This is a genomic window from Actinomadura latina NBRC 106108 (genome assembly GCF_001552195.1).
GTDB lineage: Bacteria > Actinomycetota > Actinomycetes > Streptosporangiales > Streptosporangiaceae > Spirillospora > Spirillospora latina.
The window spans coordinates 83,934-108,111 of the sequence record NZ_BCQS01000033.1 but is presented as its reverse complement, the minus strand read 5'-3'; the positions used below and the strand labels follow the sequence as shown (position 1 = coordinate 108,111).

The 24,178-nt window shown below is 71.3% G+C and carries 10 protein-coding genes; 6 read left to right on the top strand and 4 right to left on the bottom strand.

Annotated features, from left to right (window positions below; all coding sequences use genetic code 11):
• The first annotated feature begins 15 nt into the window (after nucleotides 1-15).
• The 3 genes from AL2_RS31130 to AL2_RS36860 all read left to right on the top strand — a co-directional run bounded on the left by AL2_RS31130 (nucleotide 16) and on the right by AL2_RS36860 (nucleotide 4,112).
• A complete protein-coding gene (locus AL2_RS31130; RefSeq protein WP_067639977.1) occupies nucleotides 16-309 on the top strand; it encodes a PGPGW domain-containing protein in 294 nt (97 codons plus the stop codon).
• 68 nt (nucleotides 310-377) lie between these two features.
• The gene (locus AL2_RS31125; protein ID WP_067639975.1) at nucleotides 378-2,360 is read left to right on the top strand and encodes a hypothetical protein; all 1,983 of its coding nucleotides are present in this window, start codon (nucleotides 378-380) and stop codon (nucleotides 2,358-2,360) included.
• A gap of 99 nt (nucleotides 2,361-2,459) precedes the next feature.
• The gene (locus AL2_RS36860; RefSeq protein ID WP_083947070.1) at nucleotides 2,460-4,112 is read left to right on the top strand and encodes an Hsp70 family protein; all 1,653 of its coding nucleotides are present in this window, start codon (nucleotides 2,460-2,462) and stop codon (nucleotides 4,110-4,112) included.
• Here AL2_RS36860 and AL2_RS31115 read toward each other — a convergent pair.
• The 3 genes from AL2_RS31115 to AL2_RS31105 are packed head-to-tail and all read right to left on the bottom strand — an operon-like array spanning nucleotide 4,030 to nucleotide 12,157.
• A complete protein-coding gene (locus AL2_RS31115; protein WP_083947069.1) occupies nucleotides 4,030-7,452 on the bottom strand; it encodes a DEAD/DEAH box helicase in 3,423 nt (1,140 codons plus the stop codon). The genes AL2_RS36860 and AL2_RS31115 overlap by 83 nt on opposite strands.
• 22 nt (nucleotides 7,453-7,474) lie before the next feature.
• Nucleotides 7,475-10,330 carry a DUF262 domain-containing protein gene (locus tag AL2_RS31110; protein ID WP_067639970.1) on the bottom strand — a complete coding sequence of 952 codons (2,856 nt, stop codon included), beginning with the start codon at nucleotides 10,328-10,330 and terminating at the stop codon, nucleotides 7,475-7,477.
• Between the two features lie 36 nt (nucleotides 10,331-10,366).
• Entirely contained in the window at nucleotides 10,367-12,157 is a 1,791-nt protein-coding gene (locus AL2_RS31105) for a serine/threonine-protein kinase (RefSeq protein ID WP_067639968.1), read from the bottom strand.
• A gap of 417 nt (nucleotides 12,158-12,574) precedes the next feature.
• Here AL2_RS31105 and AL2_RS31100 point away from each other — a divergent pair, with 417 nt between their 5' ends.
• From AL2_RS31100 to AL2_RS31090, 3 genes are all read left to right on the top strand, one after another.
• Nucleotides 12,575-18,529: a hypothetical protein gene (locus tag AL2_RS31100; RefSeq protein WP_157438469.1), complete on the top strand. Its 5,955-nt coding sequence runs from the start codon at nucleotides 12,575-12,577 to the stop codon at nucleotides 18,527-18,529.
• Nucleotides 18,526-20,604 (top strand): MBL fold metallo-hydrolase, encoded by a 2,079-nt coding sequence (locus AL2_RS31095; protein ID WP_067639964.1) that lies wholly within the window; start codon nucleotides 18,526-18,528, stop codon nucleotides 20,602-20,604. The genes AL2_RS31100 and AL2_RS31095 overlap by 4 nt, the downstream gene beginning before the upstream one ends.
• A gap of 210 nt (nucleotides 20,605-20,814) precedes the next feature.
• The gene (locus tag AL2_RS31090; RefSeq protein ID WP_067640003.1) at nucleotides 20,815-21,630 is read left to right on the top strand and encodes an SGNH/GDSL hydrolase family protein; all 816 of its coding nucleotides are present in this window, start codon (nucleotides 20,815-20,817) and stop codon (nucleotides 21,628-21,630) included.
• A gap of 6 nt (nucleotides 21,631-21,636) precedes the next feature.
• Here AL2_RS31090 and AL2_RS31085 read toward each other — a convergent pair whose 3' ends face one another.
• Nucleotides 21,637-24,126, bottom strand: a complete 2,490-nt coding sequence (locus AL2_RS31085) for an ATP-binding protein (protein WP_168444698.1) — start codon at nucleotides 24,124-24,126, stop codon at nucleotides 21,637-21,639.
• Between the last annotated feature and the right edge of the window lie 52 nt (nucleotides 24,127-24,178).

Genomic DNA, 24,178 nt, shown 5'->3' with positions numbered 1-24,178 from the left:
ACGGGGGAGGACGCTGTGACGACGACCACGATGGAACGCTCCGAGGTGAGGACGAAGCCCCGGCACGGGGCGTCAGTCCGCCTCCTGCGCAAGATCGCGGTCGCGATCGCCGGCTTCGCCCTCATGATCGCCGGTGCCGCCATGCTCGTCCTCCCGGGCCCCGGCATTGTCGCCATCCTCGCCGGCCTCGGCCTCCTCGGCACCGAATTCCCCACCGCCCGCCGCCTCAGCACCCGCCTGAACAACCACGCCAAGGCGGCCTGGCAAAAACTCCGCACCACCGCCTCCAGATTGCGATCCTCTCGATAGGAGCGGGAGCCTTGGCGTCCCCCAGGACCTGACGGGCTTCACCCGCCGCTGCGTCTAGAGTGTCAGCCGTGGAAGAGAGCCTGATCGTTGTCAGCAGACTGCCGGGTGCGGACGGGGGGGTACGCACAGGGGACCTTCTGGAACGGAAGGGCGGCGTACTGAGCGTCCGCTGGCACGATGACGGCCGGGAGGAGGACGTTCGGATCAGCGGCACCACGACGTTCGCCCCAAGGGGCAGCTTGCGCCACCGGTCGTTCGTCGATCCGGAGGCATTGCGATCGTGGTGGGAACGGGATGCACTGGGCTTGATCGCTCGGCTGCTGCGGGAGACCGACTCCGCGATGAATGCGGCAGCGATCAAGGAACGGCTCCGGAATCTCGGCCTGGAGCCGGACAGCGTCGACACTGAGTGGAAGAGAGCGCAGACGAAGCTGTCCTCGCGTGACGACATTGTCGTCAAAAAGGGGACCTACACATGGCACGGCCCGAGGGAGACGACGAAATTGCCGTCCGCCGTCGCGTCAGTGCCGGGTGACGCAGAGCCTGGGCAAGCCGATGGCGACTCTGTGGCCGAAGCGGTTGAGGAAGTCAACCAAGCGGTGGAAGCCGGTGCGGAGACAGAGGAGGCGAGAGAGATCCCCGACACGTCGGCCGCCGGCAACGCTTCGCCTTCCAACAGGACTCCAACTGCGGAAGCGCCCTTGCCGGTAGGGGAGGTCATCTCCAACGCCATCGGGGTGAGTCCCGCGGCGGACGAGCGCGCGTTGTTGAGCAGGCCTCTACGGACGGGCGCCGGGCTTGGGCAGCTGACGAGTAGGGACGTAGAGCGCGTTCTAGGGGAGGCGACGCCGGACGACAAGGCGATCGTCATGACTCTCCTCTTCTCCCGGCCGCAGAAGACGCCCGTACTGGACACCCATGACATCGATCCGGCGGCCCTCACAGCACTGCTTGAGGCCGCGATCGCGGAGATCCGCGGGACCGACGATGACGGACTGTGTGCTGCCGCCACCTGGCTGCTGCGTCGTGCCGTGGCCGCAGAGCCGCCACCCGCACCCGGTCCGATCGTCGAACTCGCCTCGCTGGTGGCCGCCGAAACGGGGCGGAGCGAGTTTGATGCCCTCGACAGGGTCGTCCAGGAACTCGGGGAACGCCTGCCCGGCCCGATGCGGGACGGAGCCGATCCCGACGCGTTGGCCAGGTTCGCGCCGCGGCTGCCGTTCAAGGCGGGGCGTGCGGCCCTGATCGTTGCCGTCGCCGAGCTGTGGCCTGAGCGAGTCACCGACCCTGCGTGGTGGCGAGACGCTACGGCAGAGGGGCTGGCGGCGCTCGCGCAGGGGGCGCTGCGGCGGGTCCTGGTCCGCCCTGACGTGGCACAACGGGTGATCTCGCCGGTCATGGAGCGTGAGCTGGCGTCAGTGACGAGCCGGACGCGGCTCGCCCGGTTGATGGCCCTGCCCAGTGAGTTCGTCGAACACCTTCAAGCCGGCGAGGTGGCGGCGGCCTTCCAGCGGGCGGCGGTCGATGATCCGTACGCCTCCGCATGGCTGGACGCGCTGGAGGGCCGAGAGCGGGTGGCAAGCCTGCGGCAGGAACTCGACCGAGCGCAGGAAGAAGTGAAGGAAGCCGCCGAACGCAGAGTTCACGCCGAGGCACAGGCGGCCGACATGAGCGCACGGTACGCCGACCTCGAACTGCGGCTCCAGCAGCAGCATGACCGCGTGGCGGGTCTGCGGGCCTCCCAAGGACGTCAACTGCAGATCGATGCGATCAGGGCGCTGGCGGAACTCGCCGCCGAGGTCGAGGAACTCGCCGCGGCGAACACCGGTCCAGAGGTCATGGTCGAGCGGGTGCGAGGTCTGGTGTCGGCGCAGGAAATCGAGCCGATCGGCGAGGTCGGTGGGCAGGTCGCCTTCGACCGGGCGCTGCACGAACCGCTGATGGGAGCCCCTGCCGCGGACACGGCCGTGACCGTGCTCCGCCCGGGATACCGGTGGCGAGCGGGGGGAGAGGACGTGCTTCTTCATCGGGCCGTGGTGAGCGTCGAGTAGGCGGCGTGGCCGAATCGTTGCCACCCCGCTTCGGAGGAATGTCCGAAGCCTGGTCTAAGGTCGGCTCTCACATCGTCAGACCAGGTGAGAGGACTACGGATGGCGAAAGCGGCGGACCACGCGATCGGAATCGACTTCGGTACGTCGACGTCCCTGCTCGCGGAGCGCAGCGCTTTGTCCCCGGTCGGCATCGTGCCGCTCGGCCACAGCACCAACTGGCTGCCGTCGCTCGCCGGGATCGACGCCGGCCGGCTCCTCATCGGTGAGGACGCCGAGAACCTACCCGTGGACCAGACGGTCCGCTCGGTCAAGCGGACCATCACCGAGCGCCGCGATCACGTAGAGATCTCGACCGATGCGGAGACGCGCACGGTCGACGCGGACGAGATCATCGTCGCGCTGCTCCGTGAGATCGGTGGCCGCGCCGAAGCGGCGGGCACACCCTTGCGAACGGAGGAGGAGGTGCGGCTCGGCTGCCCGGCGATGTGGGACGGGGAGCAGCGCGGCCGACTGCTGACACTCGCTGATCGGGCGGGGTTGCCGGTCACGATCTCCTCGCTCGTGGACGAGCCGATTTCGGCGGGAATCGCGTGGGTGACCCACCGGTACCTGGCTCACCGGCACTCCCCGGAGGGGCGCCTGCTCGTCTTCGACATGGGAGGCGGAACGCTCGACATCGGGGTCCTGGACGTCGACGGCGGCGCCCATCCGAAGATCTCGGTGCTGGCCGCCGCCGGTGTCGACCAGGCGGGCGACGCACTGGACCGGGCCATCGCCGATGAGCTGCTTCAGGAGCTGGCCGATAAGAGGTTCGACGCGGCAGCGCACCCGCAAGGCCGGATGCTGGAGGCCGTGATGCTCCGCGAGGCGCGGGAGGCCAAGGTCCGGCTGTCCCGGCAGGAGCGGGACCAGATCGTCGTCCGTGGTCTCGGTGCCAGGCTCGGGCTGCCTACCCTCACGTTCGAGCGGGCGCACCTCGAAGAACTCTTCCGTCCGCAGATGGCCGACGCCGAGGAGTTCATCTGGGCTGCGCTCCGGGCCGCGAAGCTCACCGGACTGCCGAGTCCGTCGCCGTCCGAACTCCGTGCGATGGGGCCGGACGAACTCAGCGGCGACGTCGACTTTGTGCTGCTGACCGGCGGCATGAGCCGCATCCCGTATGTGGAGCGCAGGATCGGCGAACTCTTCCCCAAGGCGCAGGTGTTCGACGACGCCGGTGTCGGAGCCGAGGAGGCCGTCGCCGCCGGCCTGTCCGACACCACGGCCTACGAGCGGCTGAACCTTCTCCGGCCGGGCTTCGACTTCGTCCTGGAGTACACCGAGGGAGGCCGGTCGCACGTCGAGACGATCTACCCCGCCCACACGCCCTTCTACGAGCCGTGGGAGGCGATGAGCAAGTCCGTGCTGGGATTCGAGTGCCACGGGGCCGACTTCCCCGGGCCCGGGCGAGGCACGGGTGGGCTGCGGGTCCGCTCCACGTCCGGCGAGTACCTCACGCTTCAGTACGAGGGCAAGGAAATGGCCGGGATCGAGCTGCGGCTCGGCCCCGGCATGCTCTTCAAGATGTATCCCAATGGGCAGCTCGTCGTCCGGGATGCCACGCAGCAGGAGCTGAATCTGCGCGTAGTTGGATGGCCGATCATCCGCGGCCCGGGCTACCACAGCCTGGTCATGGAGCAGTACCGCCCGGGAGACTCCTCCCCTCGGGCGGCCGATTTCGTGAAGGAATACGCCCCTCCGCACCTGCTGTGAGGACGAGCGCGACCGGGGTGGTGGAGACGGTCAGCTCCTTTCGCCGGGTGAGGTCCTGACGGACCTGCACGCGATGCGCACGCAGGTTCCGGATGCGGCCGGCGTGGAGCCGGATGATGCTGTCGGACTTGTGCTCGCCGCGCAGGCGGGCGATGAGCTCCTCGGTCTTGCGGATCTGGATGTCCAGTGAGCTTTCCCGCGCCAGGATCCGGCTCTCGACGAGCGCCGCGTTCTCCCGCTTGCGCGTCTCTTCGGTCTGCTGCTGGCGCTCGGCGGCGTGTTCGTCGGCGAGCGCCAGGGCGCGCTGCGCGCCGGGCGGCGTAGCGGACGGCCCATCTCCGAGCGTGCCCTCGGCGAGGGCGGTGAGGAGGAGTCGGCCCGCGTCCTCGTCCGTCTCGCCGGTGTCGAGGTCGATGGCCGTCGCCCACAGTTCCACCAGCGGGCGAAGACCGGAGGTCTCCGCCAGATCCAGCCGCACGAGGTAACGCCCGTTCTCCGGCAGGCCGGGGACGGTCACCGAACCGAACCGCTGCAGCGCGAGCCCCTCCGCCTCCAGCACCTCCAGGGCGAGCTTCACGAGCGGGTGGCGCGCGGACAGCAGTTCGACATTGGAGACGCTCGCCACCTCAGGCCGGAACGTGCAGCGGATGCGGTCCTCGTTCTGCAGTAGGGCGGCCAGGCGGGCGCGGGGATAGCGGCTTCCGTCGTCCCCGGCGCGGCTGGAGCGGAGCCGCTCGGCGAGCGGCGCGGAACCGACGAGGGTGAAGACGCCGTCCCTGTCGGGACGGCCGATCCGGCCACCGAGAAGCCGCAGCATCTCGGCCACGATCTGACGGATTTCGCCCTGCCCGATGAAGCGTCCGCTGCCGAGACCCTTCTCGGTGAGCCCCTCGACCAGCAGGTTGTCCAGCCCGGAGAGGAAGGCCCGTGATCTGTCCAGACCCTCGGTGTCGTGCCTGCGCTGCTCGATGGCGGCCGCGATCCGGTCGATCTCGGCCTGCCTGCTCTTCGCGTCGAGCTTGGGGTCCAGGACCCGGCGGGGGATGTTCTCCACCTCGCTGCGCAGGATCGGTTCCAGCTCGCCGATCGACCCCTCGAACACCCCGATTCGGGCGTACAGCCGCTCGAAGATGTCCGCCTCGATGGTGCCGGGCACGTGCATGTTGTAGACGAAGATCTTCTCGTTCTGCTGGCCGAAGCGGTCGAGACGGCCGATGCGCTGCTCGACGCGCATCGGATTCCAGGGCAGGTCGTAGTTGACGAGCACGTTGCAGAACTCGAAGTCCAGGCCCTCGGAGCCGACCTCGCTGAGCAGCAGAAGCTCGAACTTTCCGGCGCGGAAATCGTCCATGATCTCCTGCCGGTTCTCCGGCTTGACGCCACCGTCCATGACCCGGACGCTGAAGTGCTCGCCGAGCCGGTCGCCCAGATAGCGCAGCGTTCCCCGGAAGAAGGAGAAGACCATTGCTTGCCGGATCCCGGCCTGCCTGACCTCCCGCAGCGTGTCCAGCAGCCGCTCGTATTTCGTGTCCGTGGACGGGCGGACGGCGACCACGGGCGGCACGTCCACGCCGCTGAGGGAGGTCTGGCGTTCGTCGTCGAAATCGTCGAGGCTCTGCTGGAAGAGGACTGGGTCCTTCGACCGCAGCATCTCCTGTGATGCGGGTATGCAACTCGCCGCCAGCCGCAGCGGCATCTGCATCGCGAATCCGGGCGGAGTGCCCATTTCCCGGGCGCGGCGCATGCACCAGTTGTAGACGCCGTCGTAGTAGGCCTTCTCTTCCGGGGTCCAGTCGACGTTGATGGTGCGGGCCTCACGGACGGCCTTGTAATCGGTGGTGACCTCGACTTTCCGGGTACGGGTGAGGACACTGCTCAGGACGTTCAGGTCGCCGAGCAACCGCCGGGCGTGCGCGATGTCGCGGGGCCCGAGCGGCCGGTCGGTGGCGAGCAGTTGTCGCAGGGCGGTGAAACCCGCCTGCGCGGTGATCGCGGCGCCGAAACGAGTGTCTTCGAGTCGTGCGAGTTCGGCGTCGAGCTTGCGCGGCTCCCGCCTCAGGCCCTGGTCCAGCAATGAGCGGGCGACCTTGTTCAGGACCTGGTTCGGTTCGAGCTGCTGCTCGAACACCGCCCGGTCCCCAAAGTTCTCCTCGTCGAGCAGGCTCATCAGATTGAACAGGTCGTCGTTGCCGAGGTTCAGCGGGGTGGCGGACAGCAGGAGGAGATAGTCCGACCAGTCGGCCAGCAGGCGGCCGAGCGCGTGCGATTTGCTCTCCCTGTTCCGCAGATAGTGGGCCTCGTCCACGATGACCAGATCGAACCGCGGGTGCAGTTCGGTGAGTTCGGTGAGCACCCTGTCCGCTACTCGCAAGGATTCCAGGGAGATGATGCCGCGCAGCTCGGGCTCCGTCCGGTCGGCGAGGCCGGCGGCGAATTTCTCCAGATCCGCCGGCTTCAAGATGTCGAGTTCGCGGTCGAAGCGCCGCGACATCTCCGCCTTCCATTTCCGGGTCAGCGCCGAAGGGGCGACCACGAGGACCCGGTCGAGGTGGAGGCGCTGCTCCAGTTCACTCCAGATCAGTCCCGCCTCGATCGTCTTACCCAGGCCGACCTCGTCGGCGATGAGCAGGCGCCCGGACGATCCGTTCAGCAGTTTGAGCACGGGCGTGAACTGGTAGGCGCGGAAGAGCGTTTTGCTGCTGGCGAAAGAGTAGAGGGTGTCGGTGAGATGGTGCCGGAGCTTCGTCCACGTCAGCGTGAGGCTGGTCGCGGTCGCGTCCGCAGGTGGTGCGGAGAGCCAAAAAGAGGGGTCTTTGGGGTCCCCTTCGATGCGCGTGAGCGCCTGCTGGGTGAACCGCTTGAGCGCACCGCCGACATCGACGTTGTAGGAGTAACCCGCCGTTCCGGATGAGATGTTGCGGATCCGGCCGATCGTTCCAGTGTCGACTGTCTGCACCATGTCACCGACCCGGAAGAGGGAGTCGCCGGCGAACTGGGTGCCTTCTTTCCAATGCGTCTCATAGGCGAGCATGGCCATTTCAAGGTGGTCATTGTGATTGGAGCGCTTATTCCCCGTATCCGGAGGCCCAGGATTCAGGCCGGCCCACACGACGAGCGCATACCACTTCTCGTTCTTGCGGAAGGCATAACCCCCGCGACGCATCACCGCCTGCGCGAGGGGACTCGCTGGTATCTCACGAACGTCCGCAGCAACCGCGCAGATCGCGTCACGCTCACCATCAGGTGTGTTCCCGATGACTAGACAACTGGCCGGGGCCAATGTCGTGAGCCAGCCCCAGCCCTTGCCGGGAGGTTCATAGCGGAGGTCGTGATCGCTCATGCGGGTCTCCAAACGAGGCGCGTCAGGGGGTGTAGCCGGATTCGGTTAGGCGGTGGGTGGCTCGGGCCTGTTCTTCTTCGGTGAAGAGGGTTGTGAAGCGGAAGTCGGTGACGTGGGCTTCTACGGAGAGGTCGAGGCGCTTGCGGTCGTGGAGGGCGGCGAAGCCGTCGGAGATGTGCGGGGAGGCGAGGAGGCGCTTGGCCGCGCCCACGCCGCCGTATTCGGTGACCATGCTGAGGAAGGCGGACGCGTTGTAGTCGGCTTCGATTTTCGTGCGGGTGTAGAGCAGCAGCATCGCGCTGTGGAATTCGGCGGTGAGGTTCGCGTCGTCTGGCTCGGTGGCCGGGGCTCCTTCGCGGGGACGGGCGGTGCCGACCTGGTCCATGAACCAGTCGAGTGCCTCGATGAAGTGCTTCATGCCGTCGCCGGAAAGGGCGCTGATGGGGAAGCTGGGGCGCTTGGTCAGGCGGTCTTCGGGGATGGCGACGCCGTCGATCCGGTTGAGGCGCTGGCGGAATTCCTCGCGTAGCGCCGTGTCGTCGAAGGGAGGACGATTGGCGAGGTACTGGAAGACCACCTCGACGGTGGCGTTGCGCGGGTAGAGGACGACGGGCCAGATCCAGTCGCGGGCGTCCGTGGGGTTCTCCAGCCACGGGTAGCAGCTCGGAGCGGCCTTGCTGCCTCCGAAGTCGATGTTGCCGCCCTTCTCATCCCAGTGCTGGATGACCCGGGCGGCCAGTGCGGCGGTCTCGTCTCCGTGGACGGAGAGTTGGGCTTCGAAGCGACCGCGGAGCCGGTCCGGGTCGTCGTCGGCGTCGTCGGGGGTGTCCATGCCGATGGCTCTCGCGAGGGACTCCGCGGTGAGGCGCTGGGCGGGGTCGGCGGTGCCGCCGGCGGAGAAGGTCACGCCTTCGGTCTCCAGGACGGCGCGGGGCGTCTCGGCGCGGCCGTCCGGCCAGCGGAACGAGGGCGACACCGTTCCCTCCGAGGTGAGGACCCGGTGTGCGTTCTCCAGGCCGGTGCGGGACGCCAGGTAGGTGCCGATGCCGGCGGGGGAGGAGCCGATGACGGTGGCCAGGTCGCCGAACGTCGTCCACGAGCCGGTGGGGAGTTCGGCGAGCACGCGCCGGAGCTGCACCCAGGTGCGGCGCTCGTCCTCGAGGTCGGAACCGCCGGGCAGCGGTGCCGGCCAGAGCGCGACGCAGCGTTCGGTCAGCGCCTCGGCGCGGGCCAGGATCTGCGCTTTGCCCCAGCTGGGCGCGTCGGCGATCTCGCGGTTCATGTGCAGCGCGCTGGCGTCGAGGATCTCCTGCTTGCGCTGGAACGGGTGGTTGGAGAGCTTCGAGTTGTCACCCGTCAGGGTGAGATTGCCGAGGGTGTGCAGGAGTTCGGCGTGCAGCTCTGCGGGGCCGTCCTCGTCGGTCACCTCGGTGGACAGCAGGTCCAGCCAGTCCTGCGTGACGGTCTGCGGCATGATGTGCTCGATCGTCAGCTTGGCCGCCGCGAAGTCGACCGGTTCGCTGGACTGGTGGCTCTGCTCCAGGCGCTTCAGGACGAAGAAGCGCTGGCTCGGGCGGCCGGACCAGTAGAACGGCCTCGTCCGGACGGCCGTGCGGAGCTGGTCGTCGGAGGGCCAGTAGCGGCGTTCTCCGGAGAGGTAGCGGTGCACGGCCTCGTCGATCGGGCGGTCCGCCTCCAGTTCCTTGGGCGCGCTGTTGAGGATCCGGTTGAGGTTGTTGGTGGGTATCCCGGCGATCATCCGGCGGACGAGGAAACTCTCGACGAAAGAGAGGGAACGGGCGACCTGCGCGGCCGTGGTCTTTCCGTGGTCGAGGAGGTCGAGCATGTGCAGGGCGATCGGGAAAGTGATCTGCCCGCCCCATTCGTGCAGCCGCAGCAGGGCGGCCCGCAGTCCGGCGTCCTGCTCCCGGACCGGCTCGATGACGCGCATGAGGAGGCGGCCGCGCCGGTACAGTTCGGCGATCTCGCCCTCCAGCGCCTCTTCGCCGCCGCCGTGGACGATCTCGCCGAGACGCCGCTGCTGGGCGCGGTAGATCTCGCTCTGCTTCGCCCGGTAGTCGCCGCGGATCACCAGGTCGAGCCAGGCGAGAAGCTCCAGATTTGCGGCGCCGAGCTCCTGCTGCATGGGCAGCCAGATCTTCGTGTAAACGCGCTCGCCGATCGTCGGGAGCAGCATGAAGACGTAATTGCGGAGCAGGTCGGTCTGGCTGAGCTTGACGCCGGTGTTGTTGAGGGATTCGAAGATCCGGTAGACGTTGTCGCCGTGCTCGGCGGTGATCTCCACGACGGACAGCCGGCTGCGGATGACGGTCTCCAGCCGCTTGAGCGCCTCCACGTCGCCGTCGGGGTCGAAGTCGATCAGCGCCTGCTTGAAGAACCGGTAGGCGGCGCCGATGCCGTCGCTGCCGCCTGCGCTCGCCTCGCTCTCCATGCAGGCGGCGAACGCCCCGCGGTCGGCCTGGGTGGGCAGGAGGCGAAAGTGCTCCAGGCCATCGCGGTATTCGTTGACGAGGTACTGCTTGTGGATCCGGCCCGCCTCGCGAGGCGAGATGTCCTGGAGGCGGTCGCGCAGTGCGCAGCACGCGAGCATCAGCGTCGTGAGCCGCTGCTGCCCGTCGACGACCAGCCACCGCTGGATGTCCCCCGCCGACATCGTGCCCGGCGCGAGGACGACCGAGCCGATGAAATGCGCCGGCCGGTCCTCACCGGCCGCGATGATCTCCGCGTGTTCGAGGACGTCCGCCCACAGCCGCGCCCATTCCCGATGCCCCCAGCTGTAGGTGCGCTGGTACAGCGGAATCTGGAACTGCTTCTCGCCCTCGATGAGCTTGAAGAACGCGACTTCATGGGCCTGCATGGGAAACCTTCCGAACGGAGTTCCGTAGGGCGAGCATCAATACGAGCGGGTGATGGTGCCGGTCTTTCCCCAGTCACGGTAGGTGACGGAGTAGAGCGAATGGGAGGCGGGAGCCGTCGTGACCTTGCTCGACAGATCGATCTCCAGGCGCTCGGGAAGGTGATCGAGACCGGTGACCAGGGTGTAAGTGGCCTGGGTGAGGTTGCTGCCGAAAGCTCGGTAGAACGGGGCGACAGGGCCGTCGGACACGAGCCGTACGGCCGCTGCGGTGCCGCGGTAGGTGATCCTTCCGGCCTCCGCGCTCCGGCGGAGAGATGGTGTTTTCCGGAGGAGTTCCACAATGTTGTATGGGGACGAAACCCACCTCACTTCTGCCGCAGCCCAGGCGAGAATGTTGTCGCCCGTGCGGAGGGAGTCGGCGTCGATGGGCTGGCAGGTTCTCGGGCTCGCGCGGAAGTAGGCGCAGTTGCCCAGAAGTATTATCCGTGGCCCCGAAAGGTCGGTGTACAGGTCACCGAAGAGTTCGGTCCGCACCTCGAGGTTGTAATTAGTGCTCTTGCCGGGCTGGTAGTAGAGCGTGCCCTCGGCGTCGAACGCGTCCGCGCTCTCCCCCATGCGGCCTTCCGCCGTGAATGCGGCGCTCTTCTGCGCGGAGACCGCCGCGTCGATGGCCGCACCGACCGCTGCCGGTGTGGTCGGCGGGCCCGTTCGGGGCGCGGTGGATGGGGGCCGCTGGACGGCGGCCGTCGGCTGCGACGTGCTGTCGAAAGGGGAAGCGCCCGCGCTACGGGGCCGTTCATCAGCATTGCGGGCAGCGGCCATCACGGCGGTTCCGGCAAGCAGGGCGACCACGGTCAGAGCGCCTATTGCGAGAGCCGTGCGATGGGAGACCGGGCGTTTGGCGGGGCCGTTCGGCAACGGGAGTTTGACGGTGGCCCAGCGGGCGGTGCGGTCGGTGGTGAGGGTTATGTCGTCGGCCATGGCCAGGGCGCGGCCTTGGGCCAGGGCTTCGGGGGCGGCTATCGGGCCTTGGGAGTGTTCGAGAAGGCGGAGCAGGATGTCGCGGCTGTGGGGGCGTTTGGGCGCGTCCTTGTGCAGGGCCTGGGCTACGAGGTCGCGTAGCGGGCCGCTCAGGCCGCCAAGGTCGGGTTTGCCCTTGACGATGCGGTTCATGACGGCGGGGATGGTGTCCTGGCCGTAGGGCGGGCGGCCGTTCGCGGCGTAGGCGATGGTCGCGCCCCAGGCGAACACGTCGGCGGCGGGGCCGACCGGGTCGCCGGCGAGTTGTTCCGGGGCCATGTAGGACGGTGTGCCGATCACGGTGCTGGAGGCGGTCACCGTGGCGTCCAGGAAGCGGGCCACGCCGAAGTCGATGACGCGGGGGCCGTCCGGGCCGACCAGGACGTTGCCGGGTTTGAAGTCGCGGTGGACGATGCCCGCCCGGTGGATGGCGGCGAGTGCGGTCGCCGTGCCGATCGCGAGGCGGTACAGGGTGGGGCCGGCCTGCGGGCCCTTCTCCTCGACCAGTTCGCGGAGGGACGGGCCGTCGATGAACTCGGTGACGACGTAGGGGAGGCCGTCGTCCTCGCCGGCGTGCAGGATCTCGGCCGTGCAGAAGGAGGCGACCTTGCGGGCCGCCGCGATCTCCTTGAGGAAGGCGTCGCGGGAGCCGCCGCGGTCGTGCAGGACCTTCAGGGCGACCCGGCCGCCGGTCTCGTCCTCGGCGAGGTAGACGATGCCCTGGCCGCCCTCGCCGAGCCGTTCGATCAGCCGGTGGCCGCCGATGCTCTCAGGATCGCGCGAGGTCAGCGGCTTGCGGGCGGTCATGTCCGGCCGCCGTGACGGTGTGACGACGGAGGATGCACGAGGGGGAACCGGCCCTTTCTGGTGTGCCGCGACGCCGGTGGACGGCCTGCGCCGTGCACGTGTTCAGGCGGCCGCCGAGAACAGGCGGTGGCGTGAACTCGATCAACGCGGAGATTAGCACCGGCGTGGGGGCGAGGGTAGCGGGCGTCGCGCCCAGGGGGCGACAAAATGTGATTTAGCGGCACGTGACCGGTAGTGGCCGCGGGCGGCGAAGGCCGAACGGCTGTGCAGGTCAGCGGTCGAGTGGGGAGGTACGGTCAGGGTGGGTAATGTGAATTCGATCAACACTGTATTTATGTTTTGATGACGAATGTCAGCGTGTCGCGTTACCTTGTTGTCGAGTGGTCGCAGAGTGTGCAGGCGGAGAGGCGGGGCGACATGGGGCATGGGTCTCGGTGCGAGGCGTGCCAGGGAGGGGCCGCGCCCTTCGGGGCGCTCGGTGGGCGGGTCGGTGACCTGACCGGGCTTGAGGACGCGGCTCTGGCGGCGGTGTCCGCTGAGGACGTCCGGGAGGTGCTGCGGCTCGGGCCGCCCGAGCTGCAGCGCGCCGTCCTCGACGTCGTGCGTCTCGGCGGGGCCAAGAAGATTCCCGCCGGGGCGCCCGAGCAGGTGCTGCGCACCCTGCGGCACGGTGATCAGAGGCGCAGGGGGCATCTGCGGGTGTACCTCGGCGGTGTGTTCGTGCACGGCTTCGGGAATGCCGACGAGCTCGGCGCGGACGACTGCGCGAGGCTGCTCGGCGCGGGCACGGCGGCGGAGGTGCTGGAGCGGGCTCCCGGGCTGCGAAGTCTGCTGGGGTGGGACGCCCCCGTGGCGTTCGTGCGCTGGGGCCTGGTGCGGGTCATCGTGGAGGACCGCCCGCTCGCGGTGGTGGCGCTCGGCCTGCTGGCGGCGGAGCCCGCGGAGAGGATGCCCGGAGCGCGGGCCCTGTGGGAGGCGCTCAGGGAGGAGCATCCCGAACTGCCGGAACGGCCCGTCGGCATGCTGGAGATGCGGGCCATCGCCGCCGGGGAACAGGAGGCCGCGCCCGACCCGGAACGGCTTGAAGCGGAGCTGGAGGAGCTGCGCGGGCGGTTCGTCACCGCGGCGGACGCGGCGGAGCGCGTCGCCGGGTGCCTGCGGGACGGGCATCGGCCCGATGACGGAGACCTGGTGGCCGTCCAGTGCGTCGCCGCCGACTTCGACGGGCTCGGCGCGCAGATCCTCCCCGGGGAGCGGCCCGCGGGGCTGGACGAGCTGGCGGCCCTGGTCCGGGCCGCGGCGGAGGCCGGCCGGAGAGACGCCCGGGTGCGCGCGTTGCGGAGGATCGAGGGGCCCGACTCCGAGGCCGAGCTGCTGGCGGAGCTGCGGCGGGCCGCGGACGGCGGGGACGACGAGCTGGCCGTGCTCGCCGAGCTCGTCCAGGTGCGGGCGGAGGACCGGCTGCGCGCACCCGCCCTGGCGGAGCGGGCGCGCGCGGAGCTTCCCGGGCGCTGGCACCGCCTCATCGACCTGGCGCTGGTGGGGGAACTCGCGATCGGGGACGCCCCCGGTGATGAGCCGGGGCCCGGCTCAGTGGAACCGCAGGTCCCGGGGAGGGTGGACGGGCCTCCTGCGGCGGAGGCGTCCGGTCCGGCGGAGATGGCCGCCGGGACCTCCGCCCCCGTCCAGGAGACCGCCGCGCCGGAGCCGGTCACCACCGGCGACCGCGTGGTCGGGGTGCCCGCTCCCCGGGAGGCGCCCGTGGCCGAGACCGTCCGGGATGAGCGCCGAGCCGAAGACGATGCCCTCGACGCCTTCCTGGAAGGGGCGGTCGGCGTCCAGCCGCAGCCGGCGGCACGTGTCGAGCGCCGGCGCGACCGAGCGGCCCGCCCCGCCGGGGAGACACCGCCGGAGCCGGAGGCCTCGGAGACGGGGCTCGCGGACGAGCTGGTCCGCGCGGAGGACGCCGCGTTGCGGGACCGGCGGTTCGGGCTGGCGGGCTGGCTGCGCAAGGCGGCGGGACGGCCGGACGCCGAGGTCGACGCGCGGTGGTGCGCGGCGCTCGCCCCCGAGATGGGCGTGTACGCGGGGTCGCTGTCGGCCGAGTTCGCCGCCGCGTCCCGAGACCTCGACGCGAAGGCGCTCGCCGACGATCCGGCCGGCGGGGTGCTGGCGTGGGCGGCCGCGATCAGGGCGGGCCTCGTTTACCCGGAGACGGCGCGGGTGGTGGAGTGCCTGAACGTCGTCGTGTCGGGGCAGGCCGTCCTCAAGGAGTGCGGCGAGGCGTTCGCGCAGGCCGCGCGGGCCGGGGTGTACCTGGGGCCCGGCATGGACGGCTGGATCCGCGGCGCCGCCGAGCTGGCGCAGGCGCGCGGCGACGCGTCCAGGGACGCGGCGCGGCTGCTGGAGGAGGCGCCGCACCGCACCGTCAAGCTGGCCCGCGCCACCGAGGTGTGGAAGGCGCTGCTGCCGGCGGACGGCGAGCTCCGGCGGCTGCTGCGGCCGGCCGCCGAGGACGACGCGGCGCGGGCAGCGGAGGTCGCGGCGGAGGTCGTCCGGCTGCGCGGCGGCGCCGGCGTCGACCGGCTGATCGACGAGACCGACAAGCGCGTCAACGGCCCGAAGAAGGGCAAGCCGATCATCGCGGGGGCCCGGCGCCGGCTGCGCGAGCTGATCGACGACGCGCTCGGCACCGCCGGGCGGTGGGCGGCGGCGGTGAAGGAGCATGAGGACGCCGCGTCCGGCGACCGCGACTGGCGGGTCGTGCCGCTGCGCCAGCTGCGGGACGCCGTCACGGGACGGCGCGCGGAGATCGACGCGGCGCTCGCCGCGCTGGCGGGCACCGCGGGCGAGGCGGCCGCGGACGCCGCCCGGTACCTGCTCGGCGGCGCGTTCGCCCTGCTGGACGGGGCCAAGCCGGCCGAGACCGAGCCGCCCGCCGCGCACGTCCGCAACCGGGACCTGCTGCCGGCCCCCGGCCTCGCCCTGGACCCGCGCACCCTGGAGCCCGCCGGCGAGCTCGCCCTGGCGGACCTCGCGGCCGTCGCGCACGCCGGCCCGCCCGACTGGGCCCGGGTGTTCGAGGCGCGGGCCGCGCGGCTCGACCACGGCGGCACGCGGGCGGTCGTGTCCGTCCTGGAGACGCTCGACGCGGAGGCCGCGTCCAGGCTGCGGGCGCGCCGGGACGAGCTGGTCGGGGACGCCCGCGACAGGCGGGACGAGCGCGTCGAGCGGCTGCGTGACCTGATCGCGATGTCGCGGCGGGACGGGCTGCTCACCGAGGGCGAGGAACGCGAGGCCGAGGAGGCGGTCCGGCTCCTCACCGCCGGCGACCGGCACGACTTCGACCGGATCGGGCGCGAACTCGACGCGCTGCGCGCCCGGCTGGAGCGGCTGTGCGACGCCAGCGTCGCGGCGGCGCGGGAGGCGCTGGCCGAGGCGCGGCGGGCCGGCGACCTCCGCGCGGCCGACATCGAGCGCATCGAAGACCACATCGAGGGCCGCGACCTGACGACCGCGCGCGAGTTCATCGCGCAGCTGAAGGCCGGCAGGCAGCTCCCGGAGAAGGCCGAGAGCCCCGACTTCGAGCGCTTCTACCCCGCGTTCCCGGACGTCTTCCACCGGCACTCCCGGCAGACCGGCAAGCGCGCCCGCAAGCAGGAGACCAGCGGGTACATCGACGCGCTGAAGGACGCCCTGATCGCCGGGCGGGACGTCGCCGAACCGGACCTGTACGGCCTGCTCGCCGGCGCCGGCATCGACATCCGGGACATGCGCGAGGCGTCCCGCCGGGTCGCGGGGGAGGGGCTGCGCAAGTGGGTGACCCTCCGCGAGGGGCGCAGCAAGTCGCCGGGGAACCTGCGCTCGCTGATCGACGCGATGCTCAAGATGGTCGGGCTGGAGGGCACGCACGGCGACGCCGACCAGGGCCCCGACCGGATGTGGATCGTCCTCGACGACGTCCGGCACGTCGGCTCGGTCGGCGGGGCGCTGCTGCCCGCGTTCGGCTCGCAGAAGAGCCCGTCCGGCGGGCGGCTCCGGCTGCTGCTGCACTGGGGGCGCCCCGGCCCGCAGCAGCTCGTCGACCTCCTGAACGGGCAGCCGGAGGGCGAGACCGTCCTCGTGCTGTACTTCGGCGTCCTGTCCGCGGACGACCGCGCGCAGCTCGGTGAGGCCGCGCGCAAGCGCCGCGCGCCGGTCGCCGGGGTGCTCGACGACGCCGCGATCGCCTACCTGGCGTGCCGGCCGCAGGACTGGTCGGTCGCGGTGGCGCTGATGGCGCCGTTCACCGCCACCGACCCCTACACCCCGACCGGCGGCGTCCCGGAGGAGATGTTCTACGGGCGGTCCGAGCAGCTCCGCAAGGTCACCGACAGGCGGGGCCCGTCGTTCGTGTTCGGCGGGCGGCAGCTCGGCAAGTCGGCGCTGCTGCGCAAGGCCGAGCGCGACCTCGCGTCCGACCCGAACCGGACGGTGATCCTGGAGACGATCCAGACGGTCGGGAAGGTCCGGTCGATCTCGCTGTGGCCGATCCTCGGCGACCGGCTCGCCAAGGCCGGCGTCGTCCGGTCCGGGCTGACCGGCCGCGACCAGGTGATCGACGCGGTGCGCGGCTGGGCGGCCGCCGACGGGAACCGGCAGCTGCTCATCCTGCTGGACGAGGCCGACGCGTTCCTCAACCGGGACGCCGAGCGGGGCCGCTTCGAGGACGTCACCGCGCTGCGCACCCTCATGGAGGACACCGGCCGCCGCGTCAAGGTGGTGTGGGCGGGCCTGCACCAGACCGCGCGGTTCCACGGCCTGCCGAACCAGCCCCTCGCGCAGCTCGGCGAGCCCATCGCGATCGGCCCGCTCGACCCGCAGGACGCCTTCGACCTGCTCGTCCGGCCGCTCGCCACGCTCGGGTTCACGTTCCCCGAGACGCTCGCCGCCCGGGTGATCGCCGAGGCCAACAACGCCCCGGCGCTCGTCCAGCTGTTCGCCGGGAACCTGCTCGCCCGGCTGCGGGAGACCCCGCGGCCCCTCCCGTACGAGATCACCCGGGAGGACGTGGCGGAGGTCTGGCGCGACCAGAAGCTCGTGGACGGCTTCCAGAAGCGGTTCGACTACACCCTCACCCTCGACAAGCGCTACAAGGTCATCGCCTACACGGTCGCGCTGCACGCGCTCGACGACGGCGCAGGGGAGGCCCTGACCGTCCGGCAGCTGCGGGAGGAGTGCCGGTACTGGTGGGCGCGGGGCTTCGAGAACTGCAGCGGCGACGACTTCCGCAGCCTCCTCGACGAGTGCGTCAACCTGGGCGTCCTCGGCGTGGACGACGGCCGGTACCGGCTGCGCACCCCGCACGTGCTGCGGCTGCTCGGCGGCGTCCGCGAGATCGAGAACGTGCTGGAGAGCGCCGCCGACTTCGACGGCCCCGACGAGTTCGACGCGCACTCCTACCGGATGCCGCACCTGTCCGGGCCGGACCGGGCGCCGCTCAGCATTGGGCAGATCACCGGGCTGCTTCGGCCGGGCCGGCTCGTCCACGTGGTCGCCGGGTCGGCGGCGCTGCACGCCGAGCGGGTGGCGGCGTCGCTGCAGGCGATGCCGTCCGACCGGTCCGACCTGGAGATCCGCGTCGTCCGGCCGGGAGAGGGGACGTTCGACAGCGCGGTGCTGCGCGCCCGCCGCCACCCCGGCCACGACGTCATCGTCGCCGACCTGCACGCGGCGCGGGACGGCGAGCCGTTCGAGCGGCGGTTCGCCGAGGCGCGGCACGCGGTCGCGGACCGGTCCGGGGAGGGGACCCTGTCCGTCGTGCTCGTCGCGGGCCCCGCCGCGGCCGCCGGCTGGCTCCGGTACGCGGCCGACGACGACGTCGAACTGGTGCCGCTGCGGCGGTTCGACGGCGCCGCGATCCGGCAGTGGATGCTGGAGGACTCGCTCGGCTTCCCCGACGACGCCGGGCAGCGCGAGCTCGTCCGGCGCACCGGCGGCTGGCCGACGCTCGTCGGACGGGTCGTCACCGGCCTCGCCGGGCGCGACCGCGACCAGGCCCTCGACGAGGTGCTGCGGCAGGTGCGCGCCAAACCGGCGGCGTTCCTGGACGACACCGGCGTCCTCGCCGACCCGTGCCTCGCCGCCGCGTGGCGGGTCCTCGTCGAGGAGGACGACCGCGGCACGGCCGAGGACCTCGCCGCGCTCCTCACCCTCTACGGGGAGGAGGGGACGGACGGGCTCACCTCCGCCGACCTGCGCGAACACGGCTACGACGGGACGGCCGACCTGGTCGAGGCGCTGCGGGTGCTCGGTGCGCTGGAGTCCGCGGACGGCGTGCTCGGCTGCGAGCCCGTCCTCGCCGGCGCCACCCGGCGGGCGGCGGCCGGATGACCGCCGAGCCCGCCGTCACGGAGCCCGCCGTCACGGAGCCCGCCGTCACGGAGCCCGCGATCGCGGGGGACGCGCTCGCCCAGGTGCTGCGCGCGGTGGCGCTGGCGGTGCTGGAGCGTCCGTCCGCCACCCGGCTCCCGTCCGATCCCGGCGCGCTGGTCAGGGAGCACACGCCGCTGCTGCTGGAAGCGGTCGGGAGGTTCCCGGCGCTGCGCGGACGTGCCGCCGGACGGCTCGGGGACGCCGGCGACGAGGCCCGCGCGCTGGCCGCCGTCCTGCTGCATCCCGACGACGGCGTCGTACGGGCGGGGCTGAGCTGGATCAGGCGCCGCGACCGGGCCGCCGAGCGCGCCGGCCGGGACGCCGCACGCGCCGCCCACCGGATCGACCACCTGCGCAAGCGAGTCCGGACCGAGCAGGGGCGCCTGGAGTACGCGCGCCGCGACCTGCGCGACGCGTCCCAGCGTCTCACCGCCGCCCGGGAGGCACTGGCAGAGAAGGAAGAACGAGCGGAGGCGCTGACCCGGCGGCTCGCGACCGAGCGCCACCGGTGGACGCACCCGCGCGCCCTCGCCGCCGCCCTCCTCGCCGTCATCGAACGGCCCCCGCCCCGGCACAACGGCGCGCCCTCAGCCCCCGAAACGGCCAACGCTCGTCTGGGCGCCGCCGCCCGCGCCCTGGGGAAAGGGCCGGAGGAGGTGCTCGACGTTCTGCGGGCGCTCGTGGATCCGGCGCCGCCGCCGGCCCTCGTCACCACCGAGCTGGGCCTGCGCGTCGTCCCGCTCGGCGGGGACACGCATATCGGCGGGTCGTGCCTGCTCGTCGAGGCGGGCGGCACCCGGATCCTGGTCGACGCCGGGCTCCGGCCCGGCGACCGCGCCGAGCCGCCCCGCGACATCGAGCGCGCCCTCGACGGCCCGCTGGACGCCGTCGTCGTCACCCACGCCCACAACGACCACTGCGGCTACGTCCCCGCGCTGGTCGCCCGCCGCCCCGGCCTGCGGGTGCTCGCGTCGCCGGAGACCGCGGCGCTCATGCCGGTGATGTGGGCCGACACCGCCAAGGTCCTCGCGGCGCGGGAGCGCGGCCGGGCCCGCTGGGGCGACGCCGGCGAGGTCCTCTACGGGCCGCCGGACGCCGAGGCCGCGGCCCGGCGGCGCGAGGAGCTGCCGTTCGGGGCGGCGCGCGGCATCGGCGCGCTGGCCGTCGAGCTGTTCCCGGCCGGGCACATCCTGGGCGCGGCCGGGGTGGTGGTGCGCGCCGGAGACCGCCGCGTCGTCATCACGGGCGACATCTCGGGATTCCGGCAGGAGACGGTCGGCGGCTACGCCGTCCCCGAGTCCGCCCGCGCCGCCGACCTCCTGGTCATGGAGTCGACCTGCTGCACCGAAGACCACGACGACCGCGACCTGCGGGTGGGGGAACTGGTGCGCGCGGTCGCGGACGTCCACCGGGCCGGCGGCCGGGTCCTGATCCCGGCGTTCGCGCTCGGCCGCGCCCAGGAAATCGCGCTGATCATGCGGCGGCACCTGCCGGAGGTGCCGGTGCGGCTGGACGGCATGGCCGCCGACCTTGCCGTCGTCTTCGAGTCCCTGGACCCGTCGCTGCGCGTGTTCGGCGGCGCCACCGCGGTCGCGGACCGTCCCGCCGAGCTGGACACCTTCCGCACCGGGGTCGTCATCTCCACGTCCGGCATGCTGACCGGCGGCCCGGCCGTCCAGTGGGCGAGCCGGATCCTCCCCGAACCGGGCAGCGCCCTGTTCATTTCCGGCTACCAGGACGAGGAGTCGCCCGGCCGCGCGCTGCGCGACCTCGCGGAAAAGGGCGGGGAATTCCCGCTTCCCGGCCGGGGCCGCGAGATCACCGTTCCGGTGCGCGCCCGCGTGGACACGGTCCGCCTTTCCGCGCACGCCGACCGCCGGGGCCTTCTCGGCATCTCCGACGAGGTCGCGGCCCGCGAGGTCATGCTCGTCCACGGGATTCCGGGGCGGCAGCGCACGTTCGGCGAGACCCTCCGCGTGCACGGCCGGCGACCGGTGGCGACCGGCCCCTGGCGCCCGGACGGCGGCGCCTGAACCCATGGGACTCCTGTGATCTCCGGGACTGCCGGGATGCACCGAAGAATGGTTGTTACTTCTCGTGTCTTGACAGCCGAAAAATCCCTTGATTTGCGGATTGCAAGGGCGAATTCTGACAAATACTGTTGATCAGCTCCGGGGCTTGGGAGAATGGCGGGGCGGGTATAAGTCGGGCGGCACAATTCGATACGACGCTCCGGAGTGCAGATGCGTCTCACCCGCCCCTGTCTGGCCGCTCTCGGTGCGGCGACCTTCGCCGCCACATCACTGCTGTGGTCCGGTTCCGCCTCGGCGGCCGGCACCAACTACGTCGCACTCGGGGATTCCTACTCCTCCGGCACGGGGGCCGGAAGCTACGACCCCGCCAGCGGGTCGTGCAACCGCAGCGCCAACGCCTACCCGAACCTGTGGGCGGCGGCGCACTCGACCAGTTCGTACAAGTTCGTGGCCTGCTCGGGGGCGACCACCGCGACGGTCGCGAGCGGGCAGCTCGGCGCGCTCGGCTCGTCCACGACGCTCGTCAGCATCACGGCCGGCGGCAACGACGCCGGGTTCAGCGACGTGATGCAGACCTGCGTCCTGCACTCGACGTCGACATGCCAGAGCAGGGTGGCGCAGGCCGAGAGCTACATGACGAACACCCTGCCCGGCCGACTCGACTCCCTCTACGGCAAGATCCGCGCGAAGTCGCCGTCGGCCCGCGTGGTCGTGCTCGGCTACCCGCGCCTCTACAAGATCGTCAACGTGTGCGTGGGGCTCAGCAACGCCAAGCGCACCGCGCTGAACGGGGCCGCCGACACCCTCGACGGCGTCCTCGCGAAGGCGGCGGGACGCGCCGGCTTCACCTGGTCCGACGTCCGCGACGAGTTCGCCGGCCACGAGCTGTGCTCGGGCGACGACTGGCTCAACGCGGTGACGATCCCGATCGAGTCCTCCTACCACCCGACCGCGCGCGGCCACCGCCTCGGCTACCTGCCCGCCCTGACCGGTTCCGCCGCCCTCGCCCTGCAGAAGCAGACCTGACCGGAGTCAGGGGCCGCCGAGCCGGTCGAGTTCCGCCTGCACGGTCTCGGCCAGCGGCGATCCGAGATTCCGCAGGAGCGTGAGCGCGGTGCGCACATGCGCGCGCGCCTCGTCCTGGCGGCCACCGGAGAGGAGGGCCATCGCCAGGGCGCGCTCGGCGTCCGCCCGCAGAAGCGGGTCATCGACCTCCTGTGAGGCCGCGACTGCCGCCTCACAGGAGGTCACCGCCTCTTCGGGATCGCTGGTCGCCGCCCGACCCAGCGCCATGCGCGTCCGGGCCTCCTGGCGGTGGTCGCCTAGGGCGACGTAGAGGCCGACTGCCTCGCGCAGATGACGGATGCCCTCCTCGCGGTCCCCGCCGGCGAGATGGGCGACGCCGATGCTGTTCAGGGTGTCGGCCTCGCCGAGCCGGTCGCCCAGCATCCGGTACGTGCGCAGGGCGTCCCTGAAGCTCGGCAGCGCCCGGGGGCCGTCGCCGTTGAGGACGTGGACGTCGGCGATGCTGTGCAGGGCGCGTGCGGTGCCGACCGGATCGTTCAGCTCGCGGTACATGTCGAGGATCGACTCGTAATGATCCATCGCCGCGTTGCCGTCCCCGGCGAGGCGATGCGCGTCCGCGATGCTGTGCAGTGCCCGTGCCGTGGCGAGGCGGTTCCCTGTGCTCTCGTACGCGGTCAGCGCCCGCGTGTAGATGCCGATCGCCGCGTTGTACTGTCCCTGCATGCGCTCGATGTCGCCTATGGAGTGCAGCGTACGAGCTTCCCAGTACCGATCGGCCAGGTCATGGTAGACCGCCAGCGCTTCCTCGTAGAAGGCGCGGGCCTCACGCTGGTGGCCGGAGAGCCGGGCGATGTCGCCGCTGAGGAATTTCATGTCGGCGGCGCACGTCACGTCGTCCAGGTCCGCGCACCATCGCGCGGCCCGGCGGCACAGGTCCGCGGCATCCTTCCAATGGCCGCCGAGGCGCAGGAAGTACGCCATCGCCCGGGCGAGGCGCGCCGCGCGGGCCGGCCGGCCGGTGTCGATGGCGAGCTCGACGCACGCGTGAAGGTTGGGGCGTTCGGTCTCCAGCCACGTCATGGCCTCCGCGTGCGAGGCGAAGACCGGGGTTTCGACCGGCGGATGTTCGATCTCGTCCTCGAAGTCCCTGGATCCGAGGAGATTGATGATGCGCTCAGCCCGTAGCGTCAGCACCGTGTAGTAGTCGATGGCGCGGTCTTCCGCGGCGGACGTCTCGGCGGGCGGGTCCTCGTCCGCACGGTGCGCCACGTAGTCGCGGACGAGGTCGTGCATCCGGTAGCGCCGGTATGCGGGCTCTTCCAGCAGGCTTTGGTCGGTCAGGGCGTCTAGACCGAGGACAGTTTCGGCGAGGGTGCCGCCGTAGAGCGCCACCGCGGCGTGCACGCCGAACTCGGGGCCGGGGTGCAGTGCCAGGCGCCGCAGCAGACGCTGATGGTCGGGGGCGATTCCTTCGTAAGAGGGGTGGAGCGCGGCCATCACACCGTTCTGCCCGGGAACGGGCGCATCATCCGGTCCCTCGGACGCCGCCATCTCCGAAAGGAGATTTCCGGGCGTCCAGGCAGGGTGGCTCTCGAGGTGCCCGGCCACCAGGCGGACGGCCAAGGGCAGGCAGCCGCATCGGGACACGATCTCGCGTGCGTCGGCGGAATGGCCGCGAAGGCGCTCGGTCCCCACGACATGGCTCAGGAGCTGCACGGCGTCCTGGATCGCGAGCGCGTTCAGGCCGACGACCCTTCCGCCGTCCAGGACGAGCCGCCGCCGGCTCGTGATGATGGTGAGGCAGGGACCCGCGGGGATGAGCGGCACCACCTGTTCCTGGTCTGCGGCGTTGTCCAGGAGAAGGAGCCTCCGGGAATTCGCGGTCTCGGACCGCCACAGTGCGGCACGTTCCTCCAGTGACTCGGGAACCTGGTCGGGTGCGAGTCCAACCGCGTGAAGCAGGGCCTCCAGCGCCCTGTCCGGAGACACGGGAGCCTGGTCGGCGCTGTGGGCGTGCAGGTTCAGGAACAGCGCACCGTCGGGGAAGGAGCCGGCGAGCCCGTGCGCGGCGTGCACCGCGAGGGTCGTCTTACCGACGCCGGCCATCCCGTTGATCGTGCAGATGGCGGCGGTGCTCGCGGCCGTGCTCCCTGCCGCGGCCTCGATGCGTCTCAGCGTGGAGTCGCGGTTCACGAAATCGGGGATGTCCGTCGGCAGGCTCCGTGTCGCGCGGGCGGGGATCGCCGGCGGGCGGCGCAGTGCGCGGGACAGGGCCGCCAGCTGCTCGGCGGCGGCCTCCCGCTGTGTTGTCTGTGCCTGGGTGAGGCCGATACCGGCGATGACCAAGCCGAGTACACCGCTGAATGCGCCCAGCACGCTCGCCACCTTGTCCGCCGCGTCCAGGCCGAGCACCGCGAACAACGTTGCGAGGGCGACCAGCAGGCAGGTCAGCCCGAACAGGCTTAACAGGTATGGAGGACGGCGCCATGGGGACACTGCGTCATTTTGTCCCAGTATCACGGCCATGCGTGGCAAGTTCTGACTTCCG